22 protein-coding genes are annotated in these 13,729 nt (G+C 68.6%); all 22 read left to right on the top strand.

The window, feature by feature from the left end:
• The first annotated feature begins 5 nt into the window (after window positions 1-5).
• The gene (locus ATK74_RS04135) at window positions 6-632 is read left to right on the top strand and encodes a molecular chaperone DnaJ (protein ID WP_143483560.1); all 627 of its coding nucleotides are present in this window, start codon (window positions 6-8) and stop codon (window positions 630-632) included.
• 1 nt (window position 633) lies between these two features.
• Window positions 634-870 carry a hypothetical protein gene (locus ATK74_RS04130; protein ID WP_098459859.1) on the top strand — a complete coding sequence of 79 codons (237 nt, stop codon included), beginning with the start codon at window positions 634-636 and terminating at the stop codon, window positions 868-870.
• A complete protein-coding gene (locus ATK74_RS04125; RefSeq protein ID WP_169923730.1) occupies window positions 840-1,658 on the top strand; it encodes a hypothetical protein in 819 nt (272 codons plus the stop codon). Before ATK74_RS04130 ends, ATK74_RS04125 begins: the two co-directional genes overlap by 31 nt.
• Window positions 1,655-2,347 (top strand): hypothetical protein, encoded by a 693-nt coding sequence (locus tag ATK74_RS04120; protein WP_098459857.1) that lies wholly within the window; start codon window positions 1,655-1,657, stop codon window positions 2,345-2,347. The genes ATK74_RS04125 and ATK74_RS04120 overlap by 4 nt, the downstream gene beginning before the upstream one ends.
• Window positions 2,344-2,733 (top strand): hypothetical protein, encoded by a 390-nt coding sequence (locus ATK74_RS04115; protein WP_098459856.1) that lies wholly within the window; start codon window positions 2,344-2,346, stop codon window positions 2,731-2,733. Before ATK74_RS04120 ends, ATK74_RS04115 begins: the two co-directional genes overlap by 4 nt.
• Entirely contained in the window at window positions 2,730-2,876 is a 147-nt protein-coding gene (locus ATK74_RS15305; RefSeq protein WP_169923729.1) for a hypothetical protein, read from the top strand. The genes ATK74_RS04115 and ATK74_RS15305 overlap by 4 nt, the downstream gene beginning before the upstream one ends.
• Window positions 2,873-3,364, top strand: a complete 492-nt coding sequence (locus ATK74_RS04110) for a hypothetical protein (protein ID WP_098459855.1) — start codon at window positions 2,873-2,875, stop codon at window positions 3,362-3,364. The genes ATK74_RS15305 and ATK74_RS04110 overlap by 4 nt, the downstream gene beginning before the upstream one ends.
• Window positions 3,361-4,320, top strand: coding sequence for a hypothetical protein (locus tag ATK74_RS04105; RefSeq protein WP_098459854.1), 960 nt, complete (start codon window positions 3,361-3,363; stop codon window positions 4,318-4,320). The genes ATK74_RS04110 and ATK74_RS04105 overlap by 4 nt, the downstream gene beginning before the upstream one ends.
• Entirely contained in the window at window positions 4,317-4,757 is a 441-nt protein-coding gene (locus ATK74_RS04100) for an ASCH domain-containing protein (RefSeq protein WP_143483558.1), read from the top strand. The genes ATK74_RS04105 and ATK74_RS04100 overlap by 4 nt, the downstream gene beginning before the upstream one ends.
• A 240-nt stretch (window positions 4,758-4,997) precedes the next feature.
• The gene (locus tag ATK74_RS04090) at window positions 4,998-5,495 is read left to right on the top strand and encodes a RusA family crossover junction endodeoxyribonuclease (RefSeq protein WP_098459851.1); all 498 of its coding nucleotides are present in this window, start codon (window positions 4,998-5,000) and stop codon (window positions 5,493-5,495) included.
• Entirely contained in the window at window positions 5,488-5,754 is a 267-nt protein-coding gene (locus ATK74_RS04085; protein WP_098459850.1) for a hypothetical protein, read from the top strand. The genes ATK74_RS04090 and ATK74_RS04085 overlap by 8 nt, the downstream gene beginning before the upstream one ends.
• The gene (locus ATK74_RS04080; protein ID WP_098459849.1) at window positions 5,754-6,386 is read left to right on the top strand and encodes a hypothetical protein; all 633 of its coding nucleotides are present in this window, start codon (window positions 5,754-5,756) and stop codon (window positions 6,384-6,386) included. Before ATK74_RS04085 ends, ATK74_RS04080 begins: the two co-directional genes overlap by 1 nt.
• Window positions 6,379-6,885, top strand: a complete 507-nt coding sequence (locus ATK74_RS04075) for a hypothetical protein (RefSeq protein ID WP_098459848.1) — start codon at window positions 6,379-6,381, stop codon at window positions 6,883-6,885. The genes ATK74_RS04080 and ATK74_RS04075 overlap by 8 nt, the downstream gene beginning before the upstream one ends.
• Window positions 6,885-7,322 carry a hypothetical protein gene (locus ATK74_RS04070; protein ID WP_098459847.1) on the top strand — a complete coding sequence of 146 codons (438 nt, stop codon included), beginning with the start codon at window positions 6,885-6,887 and terminating at the stop codon, window positions 7,320-7,322. Before ATK74_RS04075 ends, ATK74_RS04070 begins: the two co-directional genes overlap by 1 nt.
• A 201-nt stretch (window positions 7,323-7,523) precedes the next feature.
• Window positions 7,524-7,943 carry a hypothetical protein gene (locus tag ATK74_RS15300; protein WP_169923728.1) on the top strand — a complete coding sequence of 140 codons (420 nt, stop codon included), beginning with the start codon at window positions 7,524-7,526 and terminating at the stop codon, window positions 7,941-7,943.
• Window positions 7,934-8,122, top strand: coding sequence for a hypothetical protein (locus tag ATK74_RS15295; protein WP_169923727.1), 189 nt, complete (start codon window positions 7,934-7,936; stop codon window positions 8,120-8,122). Before ATK74_RS15300 ends, ATK74_RS15295 begins: the two co-directional genes overlap by 10 nt.
• Window positions 8,119-8,952 carry a MerR family transcriptional regulator gene (locus tag ATK74_RS15290; protein WP_169923726.1) on the top strand — a complete coding sequence of 278 codons (834 nt, stop codon included), beginning with the start codon at window positions 8,119-8,121 and terminating at the stop codon, window positions 8,950-8,952. The genes ATK74_RS15295 and ATK74_RS15290 overlap by 4 nt, the downstream gene beginning before the upstream one ends.
• 324 nt (window positions 8,953-9,276) lie before the next feature.
• Window positions 9,277-9,498: a hypothetical protein gene (locus ATK74_RS04060; RefSeq protein ID WP_098459845.1), complete on the top strand. Its 222-nt coding sequence runs from the start codon at window positions 9,277-9,279 to the stop codon at window positions 9,496-9,498.
• Window positions 9,495-9,821, top strand: coding sequence for an HNH endonuclease signature motif containing protein (locus ATK74_RS04055; protein ID WP_169923725.1), 327 nt, complete (start codon window positions 9,495-9,497; stop codon window positions 9,819-9,821). Before ATK74_RS04060 ends, ATK74_RS04055 begins: the two co-directional genes overlap by 4 nt.
• A 116-nt stretch (window positions 9,822-9,937) precedes the next feature.
• Window positions 9,938-10,372: a phage terminase small subunit gene (locus tag ATK74_RS04050; protein ID WP_098459843.1), complete on the top strand. Its 435-nt coding sequence runs from the start codon at window positions 9,938-9,940 to the stop codon at window positions 10,370-10,372.
• Entirely contained in the window at window positions 10,353-12,143 is a 1,791-nt protein-coding gene (locus ATK74_RS04045; RefSeq protein ID WP_098459842.1) for a terminase, read from the top strand. The genes ATK74_RS04050 and ATK74_RS04045 overlap by 20 nt, the downstream gene beginning before the upstream one ends.
• Entirely contained in the window at window positions 12,140-13,726 is a 1,587-nt protein-coding gene (locus ATK74_RS04040; protein ID WP_169923724.1) for a phage portal protein, read from the top strand. Before ATK74_RS04045 ends, ATK74_RS04040 begins: the two co-directional genes overlap by 4 nt.
• Window positions 13,727-13,729: the final 3 nt, after the last annotated feature.

The following is a 13,729-nucleotide window of genomic DNA, read 5'->3' as shown; positions in this document are numbered from 1 at the left end:
TGTACATGACGATCCGACCCCTGACCAGTTGGACCGGGGAACGCACCCCGGCCAGCCGGCGGAAGGCGCACAACTTCACCCGCCAGTCCGGCAACGGCTGGGACCGGCAGGACCTTCCGTGGTCCGACACCCTGCAGCTGCTCGATCGTGAGCTCACCGCGCTGCGCGCGTCCGGGGTCGTGGTGCAGATCAGCGTCACCGAACGGGACATCCGCCTCGACGGCCAGCTGCGCACCAACGCCCGCCCGTCCGACCCAGCGGTTCGGCTCCTGTTCGACTCCAAGCACGGCCCGCTGACCTACCAGTGCGACCGGTTCGCGACATGGCAGGACAACTGCCGGGCCATCGCTCTCGGCCTCGAAGCGCTGCGGAAGGTTGAGCGGTACGGCATCACCGAGCACGGCGAGCAGTACAAGGGCTGGCTGCAGCTCGAAGCCGGCTTGCCGATGGCGACGCCGCGCGAGGTGTTCGCCGCGGTGATCGGCGAGGGAGTCGACGCGGCCGACAAGAGCCTGGCCGACGTCGATCTCTGGCGGCGCGCCCGGGCCGCAGCTCACCCGGACCGTAACGGCGGCCGCCGTGAGCTGTGGGACCAGGTCGAGTCGGCCGCCAAGCAACTCGGGCTGGTGTGACGTGGACTGGTGGCTGATCGGCGCCGCGGTGGTCCTGGTGGCCACGCTGCTGGGTGCCCGGCATGACCTGAACCGGCGTGCGCAGAAGCGTCGCGCCGCCGCGGCCGCACGGAAGGCCGCGATCGCGAAGTACGGGCCGTGCAAGGCGCAGTCCAACCTCGGTGGCCACGAGTGCCACCTCCCCAACGACGACCACGACGAGCACGAATGCAGGTGCAACTACCGATGGACGAAATGATGACCGGCGAGTTCGCGATCGGCGATGCGCACCCAGTCGCGGCGGCGACGTTCGATCTGTCCGGGCCGCACCCGCGTGTCGAGGTGTCGGTCGACGTGCTCCGGATCGAGCTGGACGGTGTGCTGTACCGGCTGACGTTGACACCGCCCGAGGTCGACGCGGGCCGCTGCGAGGCGCACCTGGACCCGAACGGTTTGCTGGATCTGCTGGGCGCCGACGTCCCGGTCGAAGCTCGGCAGCCGCAGTCGTGGTGCGACCTGCGCGCCGGCCACACCGGCTGCCACCGTGACCAGTCGACCGGTGCCGAATGGCACAGAGTGGACAACCTCGCGGCTGAGCAGGCCGAAGTAGTCCGCTGCGGTCTCAGCCTCGACGAGCTGGCCGCGACCTTCAAGGCGCACGCCTTCGACCGGATGACGTGCCTCGATCATGCCCACCTGGGAGTCGCGTGCGACCCGGCCGGCTGCCACGGAATCATGGACGACCAGTACCGGCACTACGCCGAAATCGTCCAGGCCCACAGCGCCCGGATCAGCCCGGCCATCCAGGACGTCGCGGCCGAACGAGCGTCGCATGCCGGCCGCGGCTGGACCGCCGAGCATGACGCCAAGATCGGGGTCCACACGCTGATCGAACTCAGTGACCGATACCAGACCGAGGCGGTGCGCTGGACTCGGCGCAACCCGCTATGGGTCGGGTCGGGGTTCCTGCGCGACAGGCTCGTGAAGGCTGCCTCGCTTCTCGTCGCCGCGATCGAGCTGATCGACGCCGAGAGTGAGCAGCGATGACCACCAGATGCGACCTGGACGCGATCGAGGCCCGCTACTCGAAGGCGCTCGACGCGAAGCCGGGCAAGGGCGAGTACTCACCGGATGGCATAGCGGCGATCGTCGACTCGCACTGCGACGTCCGCGAGCTCGTCGCCGAAGTGAAGGCGCTGCGCGGCGCGGCCATGTGCGGGTGCGGTAGCCCGGCCACGCTTGGCACGGTGCACCGCGCTAATAGCCCGTGCTATGTCGCTGAGCTCGATCGAGTGCTGCCGAGCCGGGAAGAGATCGCGAAGGCGCTGTACGCCTGCGACGCGGCCACGATGGACTATGAGCGCCTATCGCGTGATCGCGATGGAGCTGGCCAGCCTGTCGACTACCACGCTGAGGAGTGGACGCGGTATCTGGCTGACGCCGACGCCATCCTCGCCCTGATCACCAACGCCCCCACGGTCGAGCAGGTCAAGGCACCCGCGTGGGACGAGGGGCATCGGGCGGGATACGCCGATCGCGCCGGCTACGAGAACGGCGATGGGTGCGGGCCTGACTCGTGGGACTGCGACTGCCCCAACCCCTACCGCACCAGCCAGCCCAAAGGTGACCCGGTGAAGCCGGCTCCCGTCGACGGTGGGCAGGTGTGGTCACCTGGTGCCCAGGCCGCTGCCGTCGCGCTGTTGCGCGGCCACGACGTGGAGCGGGAGCAGCCATGACTATTCCCGAGCCGCGCTCGACCCATGTCGTCCGCCGCGGCGCGGCCGAGACACCGTGCTGGTGCGCCGCACCGCGCGACCATCTGATCGGCGAAGAGATCCTGACGCCGGCGCAGATCGCCGCCCGAGCGATCACCAACGTTGGATGGACTCTCGACCCGGGCGGCTTCCGGATCGCGACCGCGCACGCGGCCCAGGCCGTCATCGAGACCGCGGCCGCGGTCACTAACCGGATCCGCGCGAGGCATTCGGCCGGCCACTGGTGCATCGACGCCGAGGGGCGGCCCGACATGTTCCACCCCGACCGAAGCCTGGGGTTCAACTGGCCATGCCCCGAGCTCGAGTACCTCGGCCAGATCGACGCCGAGTTCGGAGTACTCCGATGAGCCGCCGCGCTGCCGAAGTGCTCGTGGTGCTCGTCCTGGCCGCGATCGTCGGCATCGTCCTGTCGCTGATCCTGGGCGGTGCCGCGCAGCTCAGTGACGCGATCGGCGTCTGCCTCCAGCTACTCGCAGAGGCACTCCGATGACCTGGAGTGAGACCGGCTACCTGGACGGCCGCGAGACCCGAGTGGCGGTGGTTCGCCTCCTGGCTGCCGAGCCCGAGTGGGCGCCGTCCGTCGCAGCGCTGCAGGGCGAACTGCCCCCAATCGTCACCAACCGGGACTGCTCGGACTCCGAGTGGGACCGATGCCGGGTGCCGGCCTGCGAGTGCCAGCCCGCGCACTGCCTCGACCCGAAACGCCTCTGCGATGGCAAGGTCTGCGTCACCGAACGCCGCCAGCCGAACGTCTACACCGCTCTGCACTGGCTACGCAACGCCGGCATCGTCGAACGCAAGGGGGCCAAGCGGTCGATCACCTGGACGCTCGCCTGGGACACCACCAAGGCGCTGGCCTGGGCCGCCGTCTACGAAGGCATCCTGAGCAGCTGGAACGAGGCGAACGGCCCCTGGGCGAGCCGACCTGAGCTGCAGGACCAGCTCGTCACCCGAGTTCTCGAGGAAGCGATCCGATGAGTGCCGAAACGCCGCGCACATACGCGGATCCAGTCGACTGCCAGCATGGCGGCCGCCACCAGCACGGCACCCGTAGCGCCTACGTGTTCGATCGCTGCCGCTGCGAGGCGTGCACGATCGTGAACCGGGAAGGCATGCGGATCCGCAGCAGGCAGAAGGCGCTGGCGCGCTGGAATCCTGAACTGGATCCGTTCATCCCCGGCGACGTGGTCCGTGCCCACCTGCGTGGCCTCATGGACGCCGGCATGGGCTGGAAACGGATCGCGGCCGCGGCCGGCGTCGCCACTTCGACGGTGTACCCGATCCTGTACGGCAAGAACGTCGACCAGCCCGACCATCCCGAGTACCGGCCGCCCCGCAAGCAGGTCCGCCGGAACGTCGCTGAGAAGCTTCTAGCCGTAACTTTGGACCTAGCCGATGGCGCCATGGTCGACGGCACCGGCACGCGCCGCCGCCTGCAAGCGCTCGTCACCGTCGGCTGGTCACAGTCGCGCCTGGCCAGCGAGCTGGGCTGGACGGTGGCCAACTTTGGCCACCTGATACACGGCACCGGTCTCGTCACGAAGGGCACCGCGGCGCGAGTCCGCGACCTGTACGACCGCTGCTGGAGCGCGCCGCCTACCGCCACGACCCGGCAAGAGCGTGGTGGCATCACCAGGGCCCGCAAGGTAGCCCGTCAACACGGCTGGATGCCACCGATGGCGTGGGACGACGACACGATCGACGATCCGGCCGCTCGGCCGAACGTCGGCGTCCCGGCTGTCACGACGAATGCCCGGATCGAGGACGTCCGCGAGCTCCTGGAGCTCGGTGAGCATCCCGACATGATCGCTGCTCGGATCGGCATGAAGGCGTCGTCGCTCCACGAGCTGCTGCGCCGCAACGCACCCGAGCTGGCCACCGAGTTCGGGACTCTAGCTCACCGGCGCCGAACCGAAGGGAGCACTGCAGCATGACCATGCGCATCCTGACTGTCCGGTACCCGTGGGCGCCGGGGATCGTCGACCTCCACAAGTCCCCGGAGAACCGCACCCGCAACCTCGCCGGCGACTACCGCGGCGCGGTCGCGATCCACGAAGGACGCGGCCCGTGGACCGAGGACGAGCTCGTCCGCGTCGCTGACCTGGCCAGTGTGAAGGTCGAGCAGGTCCCCGCACCCATGCCGGGCATGATCATCGGCGTCGCCGAACTCATCACCGTGCACCACGGCCTCGACTGCGGCGGCCACTGCACCCGGTGGGCCGAACCCGACCGTTGGCACCTCCGCCTCGCGTTCCCCGAACGGCTCCGCAACCCGATCCCGTGGCGCGGCCAGCTCGGCCTCCAGACTTTGCCCGACACCATCGAGGCGCAGATCCGCCGCCAGCTCGCCGGAGGCCGCTATGCCAGCTGAGTGCGGGACAACAGGCGGCTACCAGAAGCACCGCCGCGACGGCACCAAGACCTGCAAGGCGTGCCGGGCGGCGCAGACCGCCTACAACCAGCAGTGGTCAGCGAGTAGCCCGACGTACAAGCGAAACAACCGCCTCATGTCACGAGCCCGGAGCCGCGCCCTCGCGAAGCTCGCCGAGCAGCACCCCGACGAATACCGCCGCCTCTACCAGCAGACCGTGACCGAGCTGAGGACAGCCTGATGCCCGCCGTCCGAATCGAAGGCACCCCCGCCACGAAGGGGTCGCTGCAGTGCATGGGGCCGCGCCGCTGCAAGGCGTGCGAGGCGGCCGTCTACCACCAGCTCGTCGAGGACGATCCGACCGGCGCCGGGAAGGTGTGGCGGCATCTCCTGGAGAAGGCCGGACGGCAGCTACGCGACTCGATCGGCCGCACCTACACCGAAGCTGTCCAGGTCGACGCAACGTTCGCGCTCGCTCGGCCGCCGGCCGCCGCGAAACGCCGCTGGCCTCACGTCCGGCCCGACGTCGACAAGCTCGACCGGATGGTCCTCGACTCGCTGCAGTCGGCCGGCGTCATCCAGAACGACGCCCTGGTGTGCGAGCTGACGTCGCGGAAGGTGTTCGCCGGCACGCTCGCGATGCTCCCGAAGCCCGGCGTGCTGATCACGATCGCGCCGATGGTCGACCCGGACGCGCCCACCCTGTTCCCACCCACTGCCGGAGCTGCTCATGCCTAAGTACCAGAAGCCGACCTACCAGAAGGGCCGCACCTGCCTGCTGTGCGACGGCCGGCTCGCCGATGACGCCGGCGACGTCTGGTGCTGCGGCCTCCCGACCCGCGACGTCCTGGTCCTGCCCGGCCTCGGCATGTGCCGCATGGACCGCACCCGGATCCTGCCCGGCGGCACGACGCGCCGCTGGACCGGAGTCAGCCAGCACGGTGCCCGGATCGTGTGGGACGACGTCGCCGAAGCCCAGGGACGAGGCGCGGCCTGATGGCGCGGTTGTGCATCGCTGACCCGCCCTATCCGCCGGCGGCGTCTGTCCGGTTCGACCGTCCCGGTGGCCGTGTGGTCAAGCGCAGCCGGGCGCGTCGCTACTACGGCGACGGCACCAGGCCGAGGCAGGAACGCCCAGCGGACTTCCACCCCGCCGCTGCCGAGTGGGACGACCCGGCCCGGCACGCCGCGCTTGCGCAGCAGCTGGCCACCGAGTTCGACGGATGGGCGATCGCCACCACCCCGGACGGAATCTCCGCCTACGGCGAGCTGCCCGAGGTGCGGATCATGGCATGGATCAAGCCCAACAATCCGCCCACCGCGCACCGGATCCGCGGATGCTGGGAAGCCGTCCTCGTCTGCCCCCCCCGGGACCGCCGAGCTGGTCGCGCCGGCGACTTTGTCAACGACGTCCTAACCGCACCATCCCCACGGATCGGCTTTGTCGGAGCCAAACCGGCTGCCTGGACCTGGTGGGTCCTGGACGCCCTCGGCTACCAGCCCGACACCGACGACGTGATCGACCTATTCCCCGGATCGGGCGGCGTGCAGGCCGCGGTCTCCGCCTACCCGACCCGGCTCCCCCTACGACCCAGAGAAGTGATGATGGAAGGAGTTCAACGTGCCTGAGCAGCGGACCTCTGAAGTGGTGGTCATGACCTGGGCGAGGCTGTTCCACGGCCGTCTGTGGCACGTCCAACAGTCCCCCGACCAGACGTGGTGCGGTGAGGTCCTCGTCTCGATCGACGAACGCCGCGTCGAACGGATCGACAACGCCCCGCCTGGTGGTGCGTGGATCTGCGACCGGTGCGTCCGAGAGATCCGCCGCCTCGCCGACGATGCCCGCGCCGCATGGCTGCTAGATCCGCGCCGGCAGGACACCGACCAGCTCCCGGAGGCCTCCGAACCAGTCCCAGAACCGGAAGTGGCCAGTACTCCGGAGGTGGAGCTGCTGGAGCGCCTGTCCGAGTCGGCAGGCCCGTCCGCGAAGGAGAAGGCAGCCGCGGCCGCCGAGATCGCGGAACGGCTCAGGGAGGCCGCTGCGGAGGCTCTCGCGGCCCGGGACGCGAACCCGGAGCCGATCACCCGTCTCGACCTCGCCCCGGCCGTTGAGGGGGCTTCTGCCTGATGGCTGAGCGTTCCTCTGATCTGCCCGAGTTTGAGGCTGCGCCCAGCGTCCGGATCGACCAGGCGATGCCTGAGAAGGGGTCGATCGTGGTGTTGTCCGATGCGGCGTTCCGGCTGATGATCGAGTCGATCTGCTACTGCGGCCGCAACGAGACGAACGGCTTCCTGCCGGCGACCTGGCTGCGGAAGAACGGCCGCCCGAAGGCGATCGCCGAGCTGGTCGCTCAGGGCCACCTCGCTGAGGTCGACAACGCGACCTACCAGCTGCCCGACTACCTGCGCTGGAACCGTGCCGCGTCCGAGATCAACGCCTACCGCCAGTCCAAGAGCGAGGGCGGCTCGAAGGGCGCCCACATGCGATGGCACGAGGCGGCCAGGAAGAAGGTCAAGGACTGCGCCTACTGCTATCCGGACACCCAGGCGGCATCCAATGGGTAAGCCATGGCACACGGGTAGCAGATGCCATAGCTCCACCTATGACAAAACGATGGCTATGCGATGGCTAAGACAGACTCAGACTCAGACTCAGACTCTTCACTTAGGTCTGCTTGTGGGTGTCGGTGGTTACGTCAAGCGTCAAACGTTGAGTAGTCAACGCGCGCGCCGCCGTCGATTGACCGTTGACAAGGCTGAACACCGATGAACCACGCCGAGCTCCAACGCCTCGCGGCCGCCGTCCACCAGCTGCGCCCCGACTGGCGAGTCGACAGCCTGGCGACGTTCCTCCGGCGGACATCAGCGCACCGGCCGCTGTGGGATGTCGCCCGAGAACTCGTCTGGATCGCACTCGAACCCGGCACCGCACCCGGCACCTACGCGAACACCACACCGGCGCTACTCGAGCATGACGGACCCTGGCGGGCGGCCCTCATCCCGACCATCAGCCAGACCCCGATCCCGCTCGGCTGGTGCAGCCTCCACCAGTGCGAAGACTCCCAACGCCACCCCTGCCGGGACTGCGCCAGGTCACGAGCCGAAGCCCTCCACGACCCCGAACGGATCCGGCAGATCCGCACCGAAGCAGCAGCTGAACTCGCCCAGGAGAACCCTTGCAACTGACCCCGGTCGGCCACCCCGCCGGACTCACCTTCGAGCCCGGAACCATCCTGCAAGTCCGCATCGGCAACGAGGTGTACCAGGGCACCCAGATCGAAGTGCTCCGCTACCGCAACCACGGCGGGAAGACCGTGTTCCGTCTCCAGCTCGTCGACGCGATCCTCGTCGAGGACGCCGAATGAGCCGCGGACCGTGGTGGCAGCCGAAGACGCAGCTCAGCGCCGACGAGATCAACCAGCACACCACCCACCTCGCCGAGATCCCGACCCTGTACGGGCAGCTACCGACCATCGACGAACCCGACCGGGCCGACGCCGGCCAACCCAACGACGACGGCGCCCACACCCAGCCCGGATCACGTGCCCCGATCAACCTGACCGTCATTCACCTGCAGTCGACCAGCATCGGCATCGGCTGGCGGCAACACGACCCCGGCCGGACCGCGTCCATCCACCGACTCGGCACCCTGCCAGCCCTCGTCTGGTGGACCGACAACATCGCCCGCCAAATGCTCGCCGCCCCCGGCGTCACCATGCCGCCGCTCGCGAACCCAGCCACCGTCGCGACCGAATGCGACTGGCTCAGCCACGTCACCCTGTTCGTCCTCGCCCGAGCGTGGGCGCCGCTCCACGTCCGCGACATCGCCACCCTCCACACCCGACTGTCCGAGACGGTCACCGGGAAGCGTGAGCCGTGGGTGCCGCGCTGCACCAAGTGCAACAACCAGCTCCGGGCGCGCGACGACGTCTCCTGGTTCGAATGCCCCGCCTGCCAGAAGCAGTACACGCCCGGGACGATGGTCGACCTCGGCCGCCGGCAGCCACCCATGTCCGGCGAGGAGCTCGCCGCGATCCTCGGCGTCTCACCGTCAACGATCACGACCTGGCGCAGCCGCAAGCTCATCAGCCCAGCCCGGCGAGACAGCCACGGCCGGCCCCTGTACTACCTCGCCGACGTCCTCCGAGTGAAGGAACGCGTCCGCGACCGTGGCCACCACCGCCGCAAGAGCTGACCCAGGCAAAGAACCGGCACATTCGAGTCAGGACGACACGCCCACACGATCAGCGCTAACCAACGCTATCCGCGCCAACTGTTGACTATCTGGTGCATACTGAGACGCAGATCGGTCGTTCAGCGACCCCAAACGCAGGCCTCAGCCCGAGCCACACGCTCACCAGCTGAGGCCTTTCGCGTCCCCAGACCCGGCCCCGCCCACGCCAACCATCGCCACTGTGTTGGCATCGCCTGCAGGAGTGGAGTCCCCAGGCCCGGGCGGGGCCGCCACGCATGAAGACCCCGAGAGGACCCAGAGTGAAGATCACTGTCACCACCACCGATGGCGCGCCCTACGACTTCGAGGCCGACACTCGCCGACGAATGCGACGGCAGGGCCACGCTCAACTGGGTCGTCGTCGCGTTCAGCATCAACCAGGCCGACTACGGGACCGGCCGCGGCGGCTACTACCGCACCGTTGCCGACGGCCAGCCGCTCCACGTCACCGACGGCCTCCTCGTCCAGGCTGAGCGCATCAGCGCCGACATCTGGTCCGACGAGTGACCGATCGCACCACCAGCTGGTCAGGACGTCGCAACAGCTACCCCAAACCAATCCGGGCCAAGATCCTCCGACGCGACCCGACCTGCCAATGCCCAGGCTGCCCCAACTGCACCCCCAACGGCTGCACCCAGCCAAGCACGATCGCCGACCACCGCATCCCGCACGCCGAATGCCTCCGCCAAGGCATCAACCCCGACACCCTCGACAACGGCCAAGGCCTCTGCAGCCCCTGCCACGACCACAAGACGCGCGGCGAACAGCAAGCCGGCCGCGAACGCCTCAAAGGCCACCGCGGCCCCAAGCCCCACCCCAACCAAGCCTGACCCCCAGGGGGACCACCCCCCACCCCCAACCCCCACCCCACGTTAGGCATAGGGCTTGCCTGGCTGTGCAAAACGTGAACCGTTCAGAGCCTTTGGATTTCGGGAGGTGATCGCTGGTGCCTGTTCCTGGCCGTAAGCAGAAGACCGAGGGTCAGGCGATCACCCGGCACCCGCCGACGACCGAGTGGGTCCTCGTTGAGGATGTGCCGTTCACCGGTGGGCCGAAGTTGCCGCGGACTCAGCCGGATGGCCGGGCCTGGCCGACGTGGACGAAGCGCTGGTGGGCGACGGTGTCGACGATGCCGCACTGCTCGCTGTGGACGGCGTCGGACTGGGAGTTCGCGATGGACACCGCGGCGCTGAAGGCGAAGTTCCACACCGATGGCGGCACCGGCATGGCGACCGAGATCCGGAACCGGGAGAAGGTCCTGGGCACGACGGTCGACTACCGGCGCGATCTGCGGATCCGGTACTTCACCAGGAAGCCGGAGGTGGCCGAGGACGCGGCGCCGGCCGCCGTGGTGTCGCTGGATGACTACCGCGAGCTCTGAGCTTCTACCCGGGTACCGGGTCGATCCGGAGACGGGCGCCTGGTGCACGTTGCCGTGGCCGACGGATCCGGAGGAGAAGCTGGCGATCGTCCGGTCTTCGCTCGCGCCGGCGTTGATCGCCTGGGCGGAGGGACGCACCGAGCGGCCTGGCCTGATCCACTACCTGACCGGGCAGCCGTGGCGGTTCACCGATGGCCAGAAGCGGTTCCTGATGCTGTGGTACTGGGTCGACGACGACGGTCGGTTCGTGTATCGGCGCGGTGTGAAGCGTGGCGCGAAGGGCACCGGGAAGGACCCGTTCGCGGCGACGATCGGGAACATGGAGCTGGCCGGCCCGGTCGAGCTGTACGACGTCGACGACAAGACTGGCCGCCCGATCGGACGTCCTCGAGGTCTGCCGCTGGTGCAGATCTCGTCGAACTCGGAGTCGCAGTCGCGGGACCTGCTGCGGATCATGAACGCGATGTGGTCGATGGACGCCCGGGCGTTCTACCGGCTCGACTGCGGGGTGACTCGCACGGTGATGGTCGACAGCTTCGGCCGCGTCGAGGTGAACACGCTTTCGGAGAAGACGAACGAGGGCGACCCGGTGACCTGCTCGTTGCTGAACGAGACGCACCACATGCACACCGACCAGGGGCACGCGATCGCCGCCCAGGCCCGCCGCAACGTCGCGAAGTCGCCGGCGTCGGTGCAGGCCCGGTCGCTGGAGTTCACGAACGCTCACCGGCTCGGCCAGGAGTCGGTGGCCGAGAAGTCGTACGAGGCATGGCAGGTGCAGCAGGCGCCGAAGTACTCCAACCCTCGCGACATCCTGTACGACTCGATCGAAGCACCGCCGACCGCCGACATGATGACCGAGGAAGGCCGGCTGGCTGGTCTGCGGGCGGCCTACATGGATGCGAAGTGGTCGGATCTGCTGCGGATGTCGCGGGAGATGCTCGACAACACGACGTCGGTCGGTGACTCGATCCGCTACTACTTCAACGGTTTGGCCGCCGACGAGGACTCGTGGGTGGATCCGGCGAACTTCGACCAGCTCGCCGACGCGTCGAACCCGCTGCAGGCCGGCCAGCAGATCGCATTGTTCCTCGACTGCTCGAAGTCGGAGGATGCGACGGCGCTGGTCGGGTGCCGGCTACGGGACTTCTACGTGCAGCAGCTGGGCTGCTGGGCGAAGCCGAAAGGCTGGAACGACAAGCGGGATGGCCGCTGGTTGGTGCCGCGGGACCAGGTCGACGATGCGGTTCGGGCTGCGAAGGCGACCTACAAGGTTGAGTGGTTCGGGGTGGATCCGGGCCCGGCGAAGGACGACGAGGGTGTGGCCCTGTACTGGGCTGACCAGATTGCCGAGTGGGCGACGCTGTTCCGGCCGCGGCTGAAGGTGTGGGCGACGCCGGGAGCGAAGGGCTCCCCGGTGCTGTACGACATGCGGCTATCCGCGTCGGGCGGTCTGGCGAGGAACTACGAGTTCACGAAGACGGCCGAGCTCGTCCAGTCGTGGATCGACGACGAAGGACCCGACGAGGTGCCGTTCCGGTGGGACGGGTCGCCGCAGCTGAGGAGTCACGTTCACGCGGCGAAGAACCGGCCGAACCAGTGGGGCATCTCGTTGGGCAAGGTCACCCGCGACTCTCTGCAGCTCGTCGACTTGGCGGTCGCCATGGTCGGTGCCGTCGTCGGGGCACGCGCAGTGATCGCGTCAGGCAAGGTCAAGATCAGGACCGGGGCACGCTCCGGTGGAGGCTGGAGGGCGGTGGTGCCATCGTGACTGTGATCCGTGGCCTGACGGTCGACGAGCAGCGCGTCGTCAACCAGCTGGAGGCGCAGCTCGACGCGAAGGCACGCCGGAACCAGCTCCGGTCGGCGTACATGGACGGGAAGCACGCTCTGCGGCAGCTCCCGCCGACAATCCCGCCGTACCTGCGGAACATCGGCATGGTCCTGGGCTGGCCGGCGAAGGCCGTCGAGGCGCTGGCGCGCCGTGCGCGTCTGGTTGAGTTCTCGATCCCTGGCCGGGACCTGACCGAGTTCGGCCTGGACGAGATCCTCACCGGCAACGACTACTACTCCGAGGCGCGGATCTCGGGCCTGTCGTCCCTGGAGCATTCCGTGGCGTGGCAGATCACGACCCGGGGCGACACCGCGGCGGGTGATCCTGAGGTTGTGATCAGCCGGAAGTCGGCGCTGAACGGCACCGGTGAGTGGTCGTCGCGTGCCCGCCAGCTGGTGAACTTCCTGTCGGTCGTTGATCGCGACAAGCAGGCGAAGATGGCCGCGTTCAACCTGTACCTGCCCAAGCAGGTCATCGTGTGCAAGGACGGTGCCGTCGTCGAACGGCTGCCGTCCTCGCTGCCCCGGATCCCGGTCGAGCCGCTGGTCTATCGGCGTCGGGACGGCCGCCCGTTCGGATCGTCGCGGATCAGCCGGCCGATCATGGCTCTCACGAACTCCGCGGTCCGGTCGATCCTCCGCTCCGAGGGGACCGCCGACTTCTACTCGATTCCGACCCTGGCGCTGTTCGGACCCGACGAGTCGTTCTTCGAGGGGAACCCGACCTGGAAGATGCTCCTGAACGGCATCTTCTCCGTCCCGGACAACGACGAGGCCGAGACCACTCGCGCGACCTTGACGCAGCTGACCCAGGCAAGCCAGCAGCCGCACGTGGATCAGCTCGAGGTGTGGGCGCAGCTGTTCGCTGCTGAGGCGTCGATCCCGGTGTCGTCGCTGGGTATCGGCATGACGCAGGCGAACCCCACCTCGGCCGAGTCGTACCTGGCGTCGCGTGAGGATCTGATCTCTGAGGCTGAGGACACGATCGATGGCTGGCGGTCGGCGCACGTGCGGACCCTGCAGAACGCGTGGATGATCCGTGAGGGTGCGACCACGCTGCCCGTCGAACTGCGTAACCTGCAGGCGAACTTCCGCGATCCTCGGCACGAGTCGAAGTCGGCGGCCGCTGACTGGTTCTTGAAGGTGACGACGTCGATGCCGTGGATCGCCGATACCGACGCCGCGGTGAAGCTCATCGGTCTGGACGAGACCACCGTGGCTCAGCTCCTTGGTGAGCGTGACCGCGACAAGGGCATGGCCAACCTGCGGACGATCCTCGACAGCGCGGCCGCCAACCCGGCCACCACCGCCGATCAGCCGGCGAGCGCGACCGATGAAGCGATCGCCGAAGCGAACCTCATGCGCGCCCGGTTCGATGCGCTCGGCGTCGCGATCCGCGCCGGCGCCGACCCCGAGGACGCCGCTGCGAGAGTGGGCCTGCTAGGCCTGAAGTTCACCGGCGCCGTCCCGGTCTCGTTGCGTGTCCCGGACAACCAGGCCGCCGCGCTCGAAAGCAAGTAGCCC

Origin of the sequence: Propionicimonas paludicola, from assembly GCF_002563675.1 — a bacterium.
In the GTDB taxonomy this organism is placed as follows: domain Bacteria; phylum Actinomycetota; class Actinomycetes; order Propionibacteriales; family Propionibacteriaceae; genus Propionicimonas; species Propionicimonas paludicola.
This window is presented reverse-complemented; position numbering and strand designations above follow the sequence as displayed.